Here is a 14,979-nt window from a genome sequence, read left to right on the forward strand (position 1 = left end):
TCGCACCGGTGGGGCACGGCCCCGAACCCATCGGCCCGCCGGCCGCTCACCTCATTCGGGATTCGTCCAGTACGGCCAGGTGTGCCCGCCCGCGCAGGTTGCCGTGAACGTCCGGCCCTTCCTGCTCAGCTTCCCGGGCTGCCCGCACTGCGCGCACACGGGTTTCGCGGGCGTGGTTGCGCCGCACCCCGCGCACCGGAAGGAGGCCCCGTACTTCCCGACCTCCACCGACAGTTGCGTGCCCCCACACGAGCGGCACGCGGCGTCCAGGCGGGGCCTCGCCTGCGCCTGCCGCTCCTGCGACGTCCGCACCGGTCCGGTGACCACCGGGCGGGCCGTCCTGGGCACCGGGGCCGCCAGGACTGGTGCAGGCACATGACGCGTGAGGAGGAACGTCCGAATGCGGGTCAGCTCGGTGGCCGTGAAGCCACACAGGCCGGGGGTCCGGCTGTCCTCCGCCCTGATTGTGGCGTTGACGCGGTCCGGTACCTGCCCGGGCCTCACCCATTCCGTCAGGTCACCCGTCGCGGTAACGCGACTGTCGGCCGGAAGGGCCACCAGCACGTCCCGGCGCACCCCGGCAAAGGAGGGCGGCCCGGAGCCCGGCCGGGAGCAGTCCATCAAGTCAGCAGCGTGGTCTTCCAGAAAAGCGAGCAGCAGGTCCAGTTGCCGCCGCGCCTGAACCACAGCCGAAGGCAGGCTGCTGGCCCGCAGGGTCACTTCGCAGACCCCCTCGCCATGCTCGTTCACGCTGAGCTGGCCGGCCACGCTGCTGTTCACGATCACCAGGCCAGAGCGGTGCAGGATCAGGTGATCAATCTGCGCCACGTCGCCCCGGCATTCCAGCCGCAGGTCATGAAACACGAACGCCTGCGGGTCCTGCGCGAAAGCACGCCGGAGGAAGTGCACCACCTGCCGGTGCACCTCGTGGGCGGCGTGCAGCTGCGCTTCGGGGGCCTTGACGATCACGAGGCTCCTCCCACGGTGGGCGCGCCGCCCAGCCTGCGCAGCGAGCCGCGCCGGGCGCACCTCACCCCGCGGCGTCCTCGGCCTGCCAGATGTCCTGCGGGGTTTCACGCCGGCGGATCACCGTCCACGTTCCGTTCTCGTGCAGCACCTCGGCCGGGCGGGCGCGGGTGAGGTAGTTGCTGCTCATGGCGGCCCCGTACGCGCCGGCCTCGCCGATGGCCAGCAGGTCACCGGCCTGCGGGGCGGGCAGCGTAACGTCACGGGCAAGGAGGTCGCCGCTCTCGCAGGCAGGCCCGGCGAGATCCCAGGTGCCGGTGCCTTCGCGGTGCCACAGGGGCGTGACGGGGTGCTGCGCGCCGTACAGCATGGGCCGCAGAAGTTCAGTCATGCCGGCGTCCACGAGCGTGAAGTTCCGGCCGGTGCGTTTGGTGCCGATCACCCGGGTGAGGAGCGTGCCGGCCTGCGCCACAAGGTACCGGCCGGGCTCCACCCACAGCTGCGCACCGAAGGTGGCGGCGGTGGCGTGCGCTTCGCGGGCGATGCCGTGCAGGTCCGCGCCGAGACCCCAGCCGCCACCCGCGTCAAGGACCCCCAGCGGCCCGGTCTGTCCGCGCAGTTCGGTGAGGCGGCCGAACGCGGCCGTGAAGTCGCGCGCGTCGCGAATGGCGCTGCCGATGTGGACGTGCAGGCCCAGGGCGGTGTGCCCGGCGGCCCGCAGGGCAGCGAGCACGCGGGGCGCCTGCTCAAGCGTCACGCCGAACTTGCTGTGCGCGGCGCCGGTGGCGAGGTGATCATGGGTGCTGATGTTCAGGGCGGGGTTCACGCGCACCAGGGCGCGGGAGGAGGGCGGAAGGAGGGCGACCTCGTCTTCGCGGTCGAGGATGAAGGTGGCGCCGAGCCGGGCGCCGAGCGCATACTCGCCCGGGGTCTTGGCAGGACCGTTCACGATGATGCGCTCGCCGGCCGCGCCGATGTGCTGCGCGCGGGCGAGTTCCCCTGGACTAACACATTCAAAGCCGACGCCCTGGGCGTGCAGACGGCGCAACAGCGTGAGGTTCGGATTGGCCTTCATGGCGTAGTACACGCGGGCCGTCCCGAAGGCAGCGCGAATGCGCGCCAGGGCAGCGTCGAGTTCGGTCGCGTCGTAGACGTACAGGGGAGTGCCGTACTGCTGGGCAGCGGCGTGCAGATGCTCGGACGTGAGACTCATTGCCGGGCAGTGTAGCGGGACCGGACCGAGTCAACAGGCGGCACAGGTCAGCCCAGACTGATGGGAGTTCGTGACTCGCGCGCGCGAGGGCCGTATGACCACCTGCACCCCGCACTTCACGCTGAAAACACCCTCCCGGCCCGCCAAGCGCGACCTGTCCAAGCCGCCGGGCGTCAACCCCACCCGCGTCCTGCACCCCCAGGCGGGCGGCCTGCGCGGTCTGGCTCACCTGTCACGCCACGGGGCATCAGGCTTCCTCGTCCCGGACCGGCTGACCCAGTTCATCGTGCCCACTGAACGGGTGGGCCGCCTGAGCGTGCCGGTTGAGTTCGTGCTCGATAGGCCCGGTGACCTACGGCAGCAACGCCGTGTGCCTCAGCCGCACTATTGATCACGGCGTAGCTTTGTATTGGTTGCTGCCGGACTTCAGGAGTCTGGGTGAGCTTGTTCGCTGACGGGGCTGGACGGGAGCAAGGCGAACCTGTGCCGTTATTGATAACGGCGACCTTCTGATTCCCCGGGTCCCGCTGTTCCGGACCTTCCAGCCTGAACTGGTCTGATGCATCACAGTCACTCGCGCCAGCCGGGGCAGGCGCCTTTCACGAGCGGCCCTGTAGCGCGATGTGCGCCGCGCCTCCCACGTGGCGTGACTGCCCGGTTTACCTGCTGCGTCTGCCCGACTGGTCACCCCCGCGTGCCTGGGCCCTCAGAGCTGGGCCCTCAGCGCGGCGCCCAGCGCAGGGACCCGGCAATCTGACCCGTGCGCGGGTCCCACACGGCGCGCTGGCTCACCGGGTACGTCAGGCGTACGCCCGCCTCCATGCCCGCACGCACCAGCACCTTCTGGTAGTAGATCCGGCCGTCCCGCAGGTACCCGCTCTGCACGAACGCACCCGGCAGCAGTCGGCGGTACGTGACGCGCGCGCCCGCCCGCACGTCTGCCCGGAGTGTCCAGTCGGCCCACTGCGCCGCGGTGCCCCGGCCCAGCACACCGGGCCCATTCCCGCCCCACGCGGTCACCTGCACCTGTCCGTCCGGACTCGACCAGGACAGCCCCCCGCCGTTGTCCGACGGGCGCCCGGCCGTCAGTTCACTGGGCACGTTCACCACGTACCCGAACCGGCTGTTGCCGTAGGACACGTCCGCGGCCAGCGCGGCGCCCAGCAGCAGGGGAAGCAGAACCAGGACTCGCATGCCCCAGCGTACGCGCCCCGCCGCGCGCGAACCGCGGTCCTCATTCCGTTCTGCCGGCTGCCCTGCCCCTTCAATTGCCGCGCGCCTCACCGCCCGGATTCCGGCCGGGTGTTAAGCTGCGCGGCTGTATGAGTGCGCCTGCGCCCGCCCCCCAGCCCGTCCCTGCCCCTGCCGTAGCCACCACGGGGGAACGGGTGCTGTGCGCCATGTCCGGCGGCGTGGACAGCAGCGTCACGGCCGCACTCCTGAAAGACCAGGGGTATCAGGTGGTAGGCGCCATGATGCGCTTCTGGCCGGATGACAAGCGCGTGGACACCTTCGACACGTGCTGCTCTCCGGACGCCGCGTACGAGGCGCGGCGCGTGGCCGAACAGGTGGGCGTGCCGTTCTACCTGCTGGACTACCGCGAGCAGTTCCAGCGGCACATCGTGGGACCGTTCCTGGACGAGTACAGCCGCGGGCGCACCCCGAATCCCTGCGTGAACTGCAACACCAAGGTGAAATTCGACGAACTGGTGAAGAAGGCCAGGATGCTCGGCTGCCGGTACGTCGCCACCGGACACTACGTGAAGCGCGTGGAGAACGACCGCGGCGAGGTGGAGTTCTGGCGGGGCGATGACCCCCGCAAGGACCAGACGTACTTCCTGTGGGGCACGCCAAGAGACGCCCTGCCGTTCATCCTGTTCCCGGTGGGGGAACTGGAGAAGCCGCAGGTGCGGCAGATCGCCGAGGAGCGCGGGCTGCTCACCGCCCGGAAACCCGAAAGCCAGAACATCTGCTTTGTGCCGGGCAAGGTTCAGGATTTCGTGGCCGAGCACCTCCCACAGGTGCAGGGCTACATCCGCGAGATCCGCACGGGCGAAGTGGTGGGCGAACACCTGGGCACGCAGTTCTACACCCTGGGCCAGAAGAAAGGGCTGGGGCTGTACCAGACGCACCGCGTGCGGCACGTCGTCCACCTGGACCCCGGCACCAACACCGTGTGGGTGGGCGATTACGGCGACTGCCTCTGGACCGGGCTGAAGGCGCAGAGCGCGAACTACCTCGTGGACCTCGCGGACCTGCCCGCCGAGCTGGACGTGCAGGTTCGGTACCGGACCGCGCCGGTGAAAGCCCGTGTGGTGCGCGCCGATGAGGGCGGGTTCGAGCTGGAGTTCGCCGAACCGCAGTTTGCGGTGGCGCCCGGCCAGAGCGCAGTGCTGTACGCCGGGCCGCGCCTGCTGGGCGGCGGGCTGATCGAGGACCATAACCGCACCCTGCCCGATCCCAAGGCCCCGCCTCAAAAACGCCCGGCGGTGCTGCTGTCCTGATGCTCGCGCTGGTTGGGTGGGTGCACCGCGCCCTGCTGGACCGCGGCGGCCTCACACCCGGCGAACTGGCCGACGGGCTGGAGGCCCTGACCCGGCAGGTGGAGGCTCTACCCTTTGACGTGGACTGGCCGGAACCCCTGCCGCGGGAGGAGGCTTCCGGTCTGCGTGCCCGCGTCGCCGGGGTGTGGTCCGAAGTCGGGTGGTACGACCCGGCCACCGGACGCGGCCTGAGCCCCTGCGCCCTGCCCGAGGAGATCGGGGACGCGCTGGATGACCTGAGTAACCTCGCCCTTGACCTCGGCACGGCCGTCGCCCTGGCTGAAACGGACGCGCGGGCAGCCTTGAGCTGGCTGCGCTGGAGCCACGACACCCACTGGGCCGACCACGCACGGGTCACCCGGCACCTGCGCTGGCTGGGTTAAACCCGCGCCCAGAGTACAGGCACGAGCATCTCCTCCGGCGTCCAGCCGCCGTGGAGCCCGAGCATGGGGGCGGGGCTGGTGGGGCGGCGCAGAGCGTGCCCCGGCGAGGGAACGGCAATCAGGTCCCCCACGCGGGAGCGGAACCGGGGGTTGAGCTGCCCGGTGGGACCGAACAGGCCGCTGTTCCAGGCGTCGTCAGCCTTCAGAAGGGTGGCGTGCGGCGCCAGCCGGGCTTCCAGGTCCGTCCGGAAAGCCTCCCTGGGGCGCAGGTACGCGGCGCGTTCCTCCCCGGCGACCGGGCCGCGCAGCTGGGTCTTCATGACCGGCCGGGTGATGACGTCCAGGTACCCTTCGGGCGGCTGGGCGGACTGGCCGTGATCAGCGGTGACGAGCACCAGGGTTTCACCTGTGCGGGGCAGAGCGGCGAGCAGGCGGGCCACGACGCCGTCTGTGCGGCGCAGTTCGGCGTGCGCTTCGGGGCTGTCCGGGCCGAAGGCGTGGCACAGGGAATCGTAGTCAGGGAAGTACACCAGCGTGTACGAGGGCTCGCCGGGCCGCAGGAGAGGCGCGGTGAGCGCCGGGATCTCGTCCGGCCGGGTGTAGGGGTAGTACGTGGCCCCGTCGCAGGCCCAGCGGGTCAGGACGCTGTGCTTGTACGCGCCGGGCATGATGACCTGACTGCCCACTCCCGAGCGCCGCAGTTGCCGGTATAGGGACGGCACGGCCGCCAGGAACGCGGTCTCCTCCAGAGGCTGATGGGTGTACACGTCGTACAGGCGGATCAGGTTCACGGTGGCCTGCGCTTCCTCCAGCCAGACAGTCAGGCCGAGGTACCCGTGCTCGCCGGGCGCGCAGGCGGTGTGAATGGCGGTCAGGGCCGCCATGGTGGTGCTGGGGAAGACACTGGTCACGCGGCCCGGGGCGGGCGTCAGGGCGGCCAGGGCCGGCACGTCCCCGCGGGCGGCCGCGCCGCTCAGCTGCCCGGCGCCCAGGCCATCAACAACGATCAGCAGAATCTGCCGCACGCCCGCCAGGGGCAGGGGGTAGCGGTACGGGGCGTGCCGGGCAGGTACGCCCAGGTGCGCGCCGAGCGTGGCGACGAGGTTCAGGACGCTGCCACCAGCGTAGTCCGGCCGGATCGCGTGGGGCGGCAGGGTCATGTGTGAGGATAACGGGCGGGGTGAGAGGGGGGCCTTGGGGCTTCGTTCAGCGGCGTGGCAGGAACGCCCCGGTGCGCTGGCGGTAGGCGGGGTACGCCGGGTATGCGGCGGCCAGGGCCGTTTCCTCCATGCGGGCCTTACGGCGCAGCACGAGCGTCAGCAGGGCTGTGCCCAGGCCACTGACGAGCCCGCCGCGGCCGGCAGTCCAGCCGGCACTGAGCAGCAGCAGCGCCGTGTAGAGCGGGTGGCGCACCCAGCGGTACGGGCCGGTCTGGATCAGGGTGCCGCCCGGCACGGGGGCCGGCAGCGGCGTGAGGTTGCGGCCCAGGGCGTGGCCGCTCCAGAAGGCGAGCACCGCGCCGGCCAGCATCAGGCACTGTCCAGCCCGGTGCACCGGGGCGGGCCGGGCTGGTCTTCTCCGGCCGCCGGCGACGATCAGGGTCAGCAGGGCGAACTGCGCCGCGACCAGTCCCTGACCTGGGGTCATGTCAGTACGGGCGGCCGGGCGTGACACGACCCTCTGGTTCGTGCCCCTGCTGCAGGTCGATCAGGAAGTCGCGGGTGAGTTGCGCGCCGCGCGGCACGAGGTCCGTGGTGGTGCTGGCGACGTGCGGGGTCAGAATCACGTTCGGCAGGTGCCACAGCGGGTGCGGGCCGGGCAGCGGTTCGGGGTCCGTAACGTCCAGCACCGCGCCGCCCAGGTGGCCGTCCGTCAGGGCGTCCACGAGGGCGCCGGTGTCGATCAGGTTGCCGCGGCCGACGTTGACCAGCCACGCGCCGCGTTTCAGGTGGGCCAGAACCGGCGCGCCGACAATGCCGCGGGTATCGGGCGTGCTGGGCAGCAGCAGCACCACCCAGTCGGCCTGCGCGAGCAGTTCGTCACGCTCGGCGCTGGGGGTGGCGCTGCGGATGCCGTGCACGTGGGCGCCCAGAGGCCGCAGGAGGTCCTCGAGGTGCCGGCCGATGTGCCCGTACCCCCACAGCACCACGTGACGGTCATCCAGGGTGGTCAGGGCCGAGTGGCCCGGCAGGGCCGGCGCGTCCCAGTGCGCGCGGGCCTGCGCGTCGCGGAAGCGGTGCAGACCGCGCGCCGCGGCGAGCATGCCGCTCAGGGCGTGCACCGCCACCGCGCGGTCGTGCAGGCGGCTGGCGTTGAACAGCGCCACCTCTGGCGGCAGGTGGCCCTGCACGTGCTCGATCCCCGCGGTGAGGGTCAGCACCCACTTCAGGCCCGGGGTGCGGAGCAGCCGGGTGCGGGTGTCCCCACCCACCAGCCAGAGGACCACGCCGTCGGCCGGGCCGTCCGGGACGTGCGTGCGGCTGTAGTGGTCGAAGGTCACGCCGGGCACGCCGCCCTCATCGTGCTCGCTCAGGGCGCGGAACTCAGGCAGGTCGGGCAGCAGGACACGCATGCGTTCATTGTGCCCCGTCCGGCCCGCCGGGTGAGGCGCGCAGGGCCAGCCACCCGGTGCGGGTGAGTTCCATGTGCACGTCCATGCGGCCCTCGCGGGCGGTGCGGCCCACCTCCCTGAACCCGCAGGCCAGGAAGGCCCGCTGGGCGCGGCGGTTGTGGCCGAAGGTGGTGAGGCGGATGCGGGTCAGGGGCGTGTCCCGCTCCTGAAAGGCCCAGCGCAGCAGGGCGTGCACCGCCTCACGGCCGTACCCCTGGCCCCACAGAGCAGGCTGGCCGATCATGACGCCCAGCGTGGCGGCCGTGGCAGTGAGCGGCGCAGAGGGCCGCAGGTCGTACAGTTCGGCGCTGCCGATCAGTTCGCCGCGCTCGTTCATGATGCCGAAGCCGTGACGTTCCCCGGTGCGTTCCTCCTCCTGCATGACCCGCCTGAACAGCCATTCCGGCATGCGGATGGGTTTGGCGTCATTCCAGTCCGCCAGTTCGCGGTTGCGGAAAAAGCCGTGCAGGGTGCGCCACTCAGCCGGCGTGAACTCCAGCAGGGGTTTGAGGGTGACGCGCGGCGTGAGGGGGTCCGGGGCGGGCATGTCAGCCCGGATGGCCCGCGGCGCGCAGGGGACCCAGGGCGCGCGTGACGTCACGCGTGAGGCGCTCGAGGTGAAAGGCGTCACCCTCGGCGCGCCCCACCGTCCGGCCCGGCTCCACGACCAGCAGGGCCAGCAGTTGCGCCCCCGCGTGCCGGATGTTCACGCCGGGATGCTCGGCAAGCGCGGCGCGGTCCCCGGGGCTCAGGACGCTCCAGGCCGGGTCGGTCTCGGTGAGGCCCAGGTGCGCAACCGGCAGGTGATGCTCGCGCACCTGCGCCTCCAGCCACGCCAGGGCGGCCGGCTGACCGCCAATGATGCCCTGCTCCAGGCTCGGGCGCCGCTGGTTGTACCGGATGGGCCGGCCGTCACGGCGGCGCAGTTCGCCCCCTGCGGCGCGCAGCAGGGCGTGCCCGGCGGCAATGTCCCACTCGCTGCGGGGGGACATGCTGAAGGTCACGTCCGCCTGGGCCGCCGCGATCCGCGCGAGTTTCAGGGCGATGCTGCCACTGGGATGCATGCCGGGAAGCGGAACGGCGTGCAGTTCTCGGGAGTACTCGGTATCGGAGACCGCCACGCGCCACGCCGGGCCCTGCGCCGGGGCAGGCACCGGCTCCCCGTTCAGGGTCACGCCCTGGCCGACCACGCCGCTGAACAGTTCGTCCGTGGCGGGCGCGTACACGACGCCCAGCACCGGCTCACCGTCCACGGTCAGGCCGATGCTCACGCAGTAGTCGGGGTGACCGCTCGAGTACTCCCTGGTGCCGTCGATGGGGTCCACAATCCACGCGCGGCTGGCGTCCAGGCGGGCGGCGTTGTCCGCCTCCTCCTCGGACAGCAGCCCGTCGAGCGGAAACACCTGCGAGAGGCGCTCCATGATCAGGCTGGACGCCTCCCGGTCCGCAGCGGTGACAGGATCGTCGGCGCTGGTCTTGTGTTCCACGGTCAGGCCGGCGCGCAGGTGCGCCTGCAGCAGCGCGCCCGCCTCGCGCGCCAGTTGTTCGGCGACCATCCGTTCGGTGGGGAGGTCGGTCAAGGGCAACGTCATGCTTCCGAGCATAGCGGCCCCGCGCGGTTCAGCCCGCCGGAGAGACCCTCAGCCGGGTCCCAGCAGCGCCGCGGACGGGCACAGGTCGGCCAGGACACACGCCGGGCAGCGCGGGTGGCGGCTCAGGCACACCTCGCGGCCGTGCCGCACGCCGGCCACGTGCAGCGCCAGCCGCTCGGGCACGGTGCGGGGGACCACGGCGTCATACCAGCGTTCCACGCGGGCGGCCGTCCAGCTGTCCGGCACCCAGCCCAGGCGGCGGGCCAGGCGATCCAGGTTGCCTTCCACCGGCATGGCGGGGCGGTGCAGGTCGAACAGCAGCAGCAGGCTCGCGGTGTGGCGGCCCACGCCGGGCAGGGCTTCCAGGGCGCGCCGGGCGGGGTCGTCGCCCAGGCCGGTCAGGAACGCCAGGGACAGCAGGTGGTCCGGCGGGTGCGCCTCCAGGGCGCTCAGCAGGCCGTGCAGGCTGATGGCCTTGCTGCGGTGCAGGCCGCCGCCGGCTGCCCTGAGGGTCGCTTCGATGCCGTCCGGGCCGTCCAGCACGGCCGCCTCCCAGCGGGGGTAGGCGTCTTGCAGGGCCCGGTACTGCCGGTCGGCGGCCGCGCGGGTGTTCTGCTGGCCGAGGATGGTGCGGATCAGGGCGCCGAGCAGTTCGGCCGGTCGGGCGCGCGGGACCGCCGGGCCGCCACTGAGGTGGTCTTGCACGAGGCGGCGCGTCACCTCGCTCAGCGTGTCGGGAACGGTGAACTCTTCGGGCGGCCGGGGCATCCCTTCACACTAGGGACTGCAGGCGTGCGCAACCGTGGGCGGCGTGTCAGTAGGGCAGACCCGCCAGGCGCAGCAGTTCCTGCCGGACGAGCGCCGCGTCGTTCGGGCGGGCCTCCCGGTCGGCGCGGATCAGCGAGAGGTACAGCGGTTGCAGCGGGTCAAGGGTGTGCGGGTGCGGTTCGTCGGTGTCAGCCAGGAAGCCGTGAATGCCCCAGCCGAGCAGCACGCCCACGCCGTACAGGTCGCTTTCAGGGCCGAGCGGTTCGCCGCGCGCTGCCTCGGGGCTCTGGAAGGCGGCGGTGCCCATGCGCATGGGTGCGTCGAAGGTTTCGAAGGCGGGGCCGGACAGGTCGAAGTCCACGAGTTTTGCGCTGCCGTCCTCCTCGACCATGATGTTCTCCGGTTTGATGTCGCGGTGCACCACGCCCCGCCCGTGCAGGTACCCCAGGGCGTCCAGGAGGTGCGCCATGGTGAGCAGGAACGCGCGGCGTTCGTGCTGCACGGCAGGGCGCTGCGTGTAACGGCGGAACATCACCTCTCCGCGCGCCAGGGTGCTGATCAGTGCCGGTTGTTCCTCTACGGTGGCCCGGTCGATCACGCGCACGAGGCGCGGGTGCAGCAGGTCATGCGCGTGCGCGTACTCCCGGTCGGCGTACCCGCCCAGGTGCGCGGGAAAGATCTTCACGGCGCAGGGCTGGCCGTCGCGCGCTACAGCGAAGTACACCAGGCTGTGCGAACCGCGCCCGACCGGGCGGACCAGTCGGACACCGTTTCCTACAACCTGTCCTGCTAGAGGCATCACCTCAAACTACCCCACGGCCACGCCGGGCGGGTAGCCTCCGCGGCGGGGGCGCCCGGCGGCGGCTGTTCACACGGGCTGCCGTTGGGTGGGGGCGGCCGCGCGCAGAGTGGTGTGCGCGGCCGTGTGGCGGAGCCTGCCTGAGCACAGGCTCCGCCGGGCAGGCAGGCGTGCGCGGGCCTGGGCAGTCTGATGGGGGCGTTCATGGCGGCCGGGTCCAGCGCGGCGGCGCCTGCTGAGTCTGCACCCCGGACCCGGTTTGCTTCGCGTGTCGGCGCTCTGGGCGCGGCTCATCCGGCACTGGCCCTCTTATCTCTGGGGGCTGCGGCTGCCAGCGGCCCTGACGGCCCCGTGGGCCGCCCCGTGGCGCGGTGCGCCACCCGGGCGAACTCGAGAGTGCTGGAGTGGACACAGCACCCTCCTCCCGGGCGCGCGGCGGGTGCTGTGGCGCCGGGGCGGCCGTTCAGACGGGCGTGACAGCTGCTCCTGCCAATCCGCCGCGCGTGCAGATCCTGCCCGGATAGGGGCGGCGCACGCCCGAACGCCGCGCATCCGGTATCCTGCGCGGTGCATGACCACTCCTGATCAGCCCGCCCCGTCCGCCCTTCAGAAGTTGTGGAAGGAGATTCTGGAACCCATCGTGTTCGCCGTGGTGATCACGCAGTTCGTGGCGACCCTGGTGGGGGTGGACGGCGTAAGCATGATGCCCAACCTCCGCAACGGCGAGCGCGTGTTCGTGCCGAAGTACGAGACGTGGCTGCACAAGGCCGGCGTGGGGGAATTCAAGCGTGGGGACATCCTGATTTTCAAGCCGCCGCGCGAGGCCAGCGCGAAGATTGAGAATCTGAACAAGAGTGCGTTCGGACTGTGGGCGTACCGGCCGTTCCTGATCAAGCGACTGATCGGCCTGCCGGGCGACACCATCCGCATTCAGGGCGGTGAGGTCACCCTGAACGGCAAGAAGCTGGATTCCAGCTGGACCACGGCGTTCTGGTCAGAGCAGGGCTGCTGGGACACGCAGAGTGAGGTGGCGAACAACGCCACGTCCAGCCGCATTGCCGGCTCGCTGGTGGGCGTGGTGCCGGACCGTCAGGAGTTCACGGTGCCGGCCGGGCAGTACTTCGTGATGGGCGACAACCGCACGGCCGGGGGCAGCGAGGACTCGCGGATCATGGGGGGCATCGCGCGGCGCGACGTGGCGGGACGCGCGGCGGCCGTGGTGTGGCCGATCATGCGCAAAACGAACGCAAAGTATGACTGCGTGGGCGGCAACCCGCCCGAGTTCAGTGGGGCCAGCCAGCTGAACTGGCGGATGCTGACGCGCCCGGCGGGGTTCAGCACCCTGAAGCAGTAAGCCGCAGCGCAGCGCCGGCCGGGGGACTCTCCCGGCCGGCGCTGCATGGCTCTGGCGTTTACTCGCCGCTGTCGTCGGCGCCGAGCGGGGTGATGTCGATCTCCTCGCTGGTCACGCGGTACGGACCTTCCTTGGCGATGTAGTCCGCGGCCATGCGCAGGGTCTCCTCCACCCAGCCGTAGTCGTTGCTGATGGTGGCCACGCCGATCACTTCCCAGTCGTGGGCGTCCAGGCCGTCGAGCCGGGCCACCGTGAGGGGAAAGCGGACCTTCAGGCGTTCCACGACCGGGCGCACGAGCGCGCGTTTCTCCTTGAGGCTGGCGACCCAGGGCATCTCGACCCGGACGGTCAGGACACCCACATAGCCCAGGGCCACGCGCTCAGATCATGCCGGCCAGGAACCCCTGGCGGCGGATGGCGCGCACCAGGTCCATGACCGTGAGTTGCGAGGGGTCGTAGTGCACTTCCAGCTGCCCTTCGTCCGGGGTGACGCGCACGATTCCGGGAATGGCCCTGAGGGCCTCGGCGACAGTGGTTCCGGCGTCGCGGCTCATGCCGCGCACGCCCAGCAGTACGCGGGTGGCGGTGTTCGTCATGCCGGTCATTATGCGCCCTGTGCGGGGGGTATGGGCAGCCGCTCACCGGGGGCCGTGTCGGCGCGGGTGCCCAGGTGGCACACGGCGTACGCGCCGGTCAGCACGGCGCTCTCTGCCTGCGCGGCAGCGTGCAGGGCGGGCGTCATGGGAAAGTGAATCTCGTACACGGCGCTGTCGTAGGCGCTTTTCACGGTGGCGTGCAGCAGGGCGCCGGGAACGTCGGCCGGGGCATCCGGGTGCACACTCAGGGTGCGGACGAGCACGATGGGCCGGTCACCCTGCCAGACCGACTGCGCCAGGACGAAGCCGTGCAGGGTGCCGTTCTCCTCGGCCACGAAGGAGTGTTCGCTGCGTTCGTAGAACTTCAGGGCGGGCAGGCTGGTGTGAAGCCGCCCGTCGCGTTCCCGGTCGGGCAGCGCGTCGTAGTGTGGGTCGGCGGCGCGCTGCAGGGTGAGGTCCAGGGCCTGCAGGGCCGGGTAATCGGGTTCACTGAAGGTGCGGTAACGCATGCGGTGAGGGTAGCCCATCCCCCAGCCCTGGAAGGCCGGGCGGGGACCTGGGGGTCAGGGCCGGGTGAACTGCGCCTGAACCTGACCCCAGGTGGGCATGGCGTTCTGCGCGCCCGGGCGGGTGCAGGTGAGGGCGCCGGCCACGCCGGCGGCGTGCAGCGCGGTAGGCAGCGGGTCCCCCTGGGCGAGACGGGCAGCCAGGACGCCGCAGAAGGTGTCGCCCGCACCGGTGGTGTCCACCACCTGAATGGGGTGCGCGGCGAGGGGCAGGGTCTCCTGCGCGGTCACGGTCAGGCTGCCGCGGCCGCCGAGGGTGACGGTCACGGCCTGCGGGCCGCGGGTCAGGAGGGCGCGGGCGGCGGGTTCGGTCTCGCCGGGCTGCAGGGCGGCCAGTTCGTGTTCATTCACGATCAGGTGGTGCACCAGGGCCAGCAGGGCGGGGGCGGTGGCGCGGGTGGGGGCCGCGTTCAGGAGAACGTGTGCGCCGGCCGCGTGGGCGCGCTGCGCGGCCGCGAGCGTGACTTCGGGCGGCAGTTCCTGTTGCAGCAGCACGTGGGTCACGCCGTGCAGAGTGCCGGGCAGGTGGTGCGGGCGCAGGTGGGCGTTGGCGCCGCTGGCGACGGTAATGGCGTTTTCGCCCTCGTCGTTCACAGTGATCAGGGCGAGGCCGGTGGGGGCGGCCAGGGTGTGCAGGCCGCTGAGGTTAACGCCGGCGGCCTGCAGGCCGCGCAGGGCGTCCTCCCGGAAAGCGTCCTGGCCGACCGCACCGGTGAGGGCCACAGGGGCGCCGGCCAGGGCGGCCGCCACGGCCTGATTGGCGCCCTTGCCGCCGGGGGAGGTCACGGCGTCCTGCCCGAGGACGGTTTCGCCGGGGGCAGGAATCCGCCCGGCGCGGACGGTGAGGTCCAGGTTCACGCTGCCAACGACAAGCACGGTCATGGCGGTATTGTGCCGCGTCGCGGGGTGTTACAGGCCGTGGGTCTCGTCCGGGTAGCGCTGCTGCCACAGGGCCCAGCCTTCGTCGGGGAAGGCGCGTTTCGCCTCGGGGGCGAACAGCGCGGCGCCGTCGCGCTCTAGGTCCCGTTCGGGGGTGGGAATGACTTCGGTGTCCTGCATGGCGGGGTGATCGGACCATTTGATCAGGCGGCCCGAGCCGCCCCAGGGATCGTCGGTGGCCCAGACGATGCGTCTGACGCCGAGGAGGGCGCTGGCGCCGCCGCACATCAGGCAGGGTTCCAGGCTGGTGTACAGGGTGAGGGTTTCGGGGGCCTGGAGCTTGCCCACCTGGAAGTACAGGTCCATCTCGGCGTGGGCGACGCTGGCGTGCCCGACGTGTTCGGAGGTCTGGGCTTCCCCGACGCGGTTGCGGCCGCGGGCGATGATGGTGCCCTGGGCGTCGACAAGCACGGCGCCGACGGGCGCGCTGCCGGCAGCCTGGGCCTGCCGGGCGAGGTCGAGGGCGGCCTGAAGGTACGAGCGGTGATCCAGGGGGGGCGGGGTGGGGGCCATGACCGTCAGTGTGGCGGGCGGGCGCGGCTGCCGCCTGCGGGGGAGCTTCAGGGGTCTTTAAGTCTGCTGGAGCAGCGGGCTTGAGTGCCTGGGGGGATGTGGGGGCAGACGGGTTGCAGGGCCCGGCGCAGCGTTT

The 14,979-nt window shown here is 71.6% G+C and carries 19 protein-coding genes; 4 read left to right on the forward strand and 15 right to left on the reverse strand.

What is annotated here, in order from left to right; all coding sequences use genetic code 11:
* Nucleotides 1-51 precede the first annotated feature (51 nt).
* Both LAJ19_RS08760 and lysA read right to left on the reverse strand, forming a co-directional pair.
* Nucleotides 52-969, reverse strand: a complete 918-nt coding sequence (locus tag LAJ19_RS08760; protein ID WP_225475387.1) for a nuclease-related domain-containing protein — start codon at nt 967-969, stop codon at nt 52-54.
* Between the two features lie 61 nt (nt 970-1,030).
* Entirely contained in the window at nt 1,031-2,179 is a 1,149-nt protein-coding gene (lysA, locus tag LAJ19_RS08765) for a diaminopimelate decarboxylase (protein WP_225475388.1), read from the reverse strand.
* A gap of 70 nt (nt 2,180-2,249) precedes the next feature.
* Here lysA and LAJ19_RS08770 point away from each other — a divergent pair, with 70 nt between their 5' ends.
* Nucleotides 2,250-2,570 carry a hypothetical protein gene (locus LAJ19_RS08770; RefSeq protein ID WP_225475389.1) on the forward strand — a complete coding sequence of 107 codons (321 nt, stop codon included), beginning with the start codon at nt 2,250-2,252 and terminating at the stop codon, nt 2,568-2,570.
* 329 nt (nt 2,571-2,899) lie between these two features.
* Here LAJ19_RS08770 and LAJ19_RS08775 read toward each other — a convergent pair whose 3' ends face one another.
* Entirely contained in the window at nt 2,900-3,373 is a 474-nt protein-coding gene (locus tag LAJ19_RS08775) for a hypothetical protein (RefSeq protein WP_225475390.1), read from the reverse strand.
* A gap of 128 nt (nt 3,374-3,501) precedes the next feature.
* On the opposite strand from LAJ19_RS08775, the gene mnmA reads away from it, so the two are divergent.
* Together mnmA and LAJ19_RS08785 are read left to right on the forward strand one after the other, a co-directional pair.
* Entirely contained in the window at nt 3,502-4,683 is a 1,182-nt protein-coding gene (gene mnmA, locus LAJ19_RS08780; RefSeq protein ID WP_225475391.1) for a tRNA 2-thiouridine(34) synthase MnmA, read from the forward strand.
* Nucleotides 4,683-5,105 carry a hypothetical protein gene (locus LAJ19_RS08785; protein ID WP_225475392.1) on the forward strand — a complete coding sequence of 141 codons (423 nt, stop codon included), beginning with the start codon at nt 4,683-4,685 and terminating at the stop codon, nt 5,103-5,105. The genes mnmA and LAJ19_RS08785 overlap by 1 nt, the downstream gene beginning before the upstream one ends.
* Here the strand turns inward: LAJ19_RS08785 and LAJ19_RS08790 are convergent.
* From LAJ19_RS08790 to LAJ19_RS08820, 7 genes are read right to left on the reverse strand one after another with little or no spacing between them, the layout of a single operon-like run.
* Nucleotides 5,102-6,265, reverse strand: coding sequence for an alkaline phosphatase family protein (locus tag LAJ19_RS08790; protein WP_225475393.1), 1,164 nt, complete (start codon nt 6,263-6,265; stop codon nt 5,102-5,104). The two genes, LAJ19_RS08785 and LAJ19_RS08790, sit on opposite strands and share 4 nt — an antisense overlap.
* A 46-nt stretch (nt 6,266-6,311) precedes the next feature.
* On the reverse strand, nt 6,312-6,752 hold the full coding sequence (locus tag LAJ19_RS08795) for a methyltransferase family protein (protein WP_225475394.1): 441 nt from the start codon (nt 6,750-6,752) through the stop codon (nt 6,312-6,314).
* Nucleotide 6,753: 1 nt separating this feature from the next.
* Nucleotides 6,754-7,677 (reverse strand): NAD(P)-dependent oxidoreductase, encoded by a 924-nt coding sequence (locus tag LAJ19_RS08800; RefSeq protein ID WP_225475395.1) that lies wholly within the window; start codon nt 7,675-7,677, stop codon nt 6,754-6,756.
* 4 nt (nt 7,678-7,681) lie between these two features.
* A complete protein-coding gene (locus LAJ19_RS08805; RefSeq protein ID WP_225475396.1) occupies nt 7,682-8,263 on the reverse strand; it encodes a GNAT family N-acetyltransferase in 582 nt (193 codons plus the stop codon).
* A gap of 1 nt (nt 8,264) precedes the next feature.
* The gene (locus tag LAJ19_RS08810) at nt 8,265-9,308 is read right to left on the reverse strand and encodes a 3'(2'),5'-bisphosphate nucleotidase CysQ (RefSeq protein ID WP_225475397.1); all 1,044 of its coding nucleotides are present in this window, start codon (nt 9,306-9,308) and stop codon (nt 8,265-8,267) included.
* Between the two features lie 48 nt (nt 9,309-9,356).
* Complete coding sequence (locus LAJ19_RS08815; protein ID WP_225475398.1) at nt 9,357-10,076, reverse strand: endonuclease III domain-containing protein; 720 nt, start codon at nt 10,074-10,076, stop codon at nt 9,357-9,359.
* 46 nt (nt 10,077-10,122) lie between these two features.
* Nucleotides 10,123-10,875 carry a serine/threonine-protein kinase gene (locus LAJ19_RS08820; RefSeq protein ID WP_225475399.1) on the reverse strand — a complete coding sequence of 251 codons (753 nt, stop codon included), beginning with the start codon at nt 10,873-10,875 and terminating at the stop codon, nt 10,123-10,125.
* A 571-nt stretch (nt 10,876-11,446) separates the two neighbouring features.
* Here LAJ19_RS08820 and lepB point away from each other — a divergent pair.
* Complete coding sequence (gene lepB / locus LAJ19_RS08825; RefSeq protein ID WP_225475400.1) at nt 11,447-12,229, forward strand: signal peptidase I; 783 nt, start codon at nt 11,447-11,449, stop codon at nt 12,227-12,229.
* A 58-nt stretch (nt 12,230-12,287) separates the two neighbouring features.
* On the opposite strand, the gene LAJ19_RS08830 is transcribed toward lepB, so the two are convergent.
* From LAJ19_RS08830 to LAJ19_RS08850, 5 genes are read right to left on the reverse strand one after another with little or no spacing between them, the layout of a single operon-like run.
* Nucleotides 12,288-12,605 (reverse strand): DUF503 domain-containing protein, encoded by a 318-nt coding sequence (locus LAJ19_RS08830; protein ID WP_225475401.1) that lies wholly within the window; start codon nt 12,603-12,605, stop codon nt 12,288-12,290.
* 4 nt (nt 12,606-12,609) lie between these two features.
* Nucleotides 12,610-12,834 carry a heavy-metal-associated domain-containing protein gene (locus tag LAJ19_RS08835; RefSeq protein WP_225475402.1) on the reverse strand — a complete coding sequence of 75 codons (225 nt, stop codon included), beginning with the start codon at nt 12,832-12,834 and terminating at the stop codon, nt 12,610-12,612.
* Nucleotides 12,834-13,334, reverse strand: coding sequence for a DUF1999 domain-containing protein (locus LAJ19_RS08840; RefSeq protein ID WP_225475403.1), 501 nt, complete (start codon nt 13,332-13,334; stop codon nt 12,834-12,836). Before LAJ19_RS08840 ends, LAJ19_RS08835 begins: the two co-directional genes overlap by 1 nt.
* A gap of 54 nt (nt 13,335-13,388) precedes the next feature.
* Entirely contained in the window at nt 13,389-14,273 is an 885-nt protein-coding gene (locus LAJ19_RS08845; RefSeq protein WP_225475404.1) for a ribokinase, read from the reverse strand.
* 27 nt (nt 14,274-14,300) lie between these two features.
* On the reverse strand, nt 14,301-14,843 hold the full coding sequence (locus LAJ19_RS08850; RefSeq protein WP_225475405.1) for a nucleoside deaminase: 543 nt from the start codon (nt 14,841-14,843) through the stop codon (nt 14,301-14,303).
* Nucleotides 14,844-14,979 lie beyond the last annotated feature (136 nt).

Source organism: Deinococcus taeanensis, from assembly GCF_020229735.1.
In the GTDB taxonomy this organism is placed as follows: Bacteria; Deinococcota; Deinococci; order Deinococcales; family Deinococcaceae; genus Deinococcus; species Deinococcus taeanensis.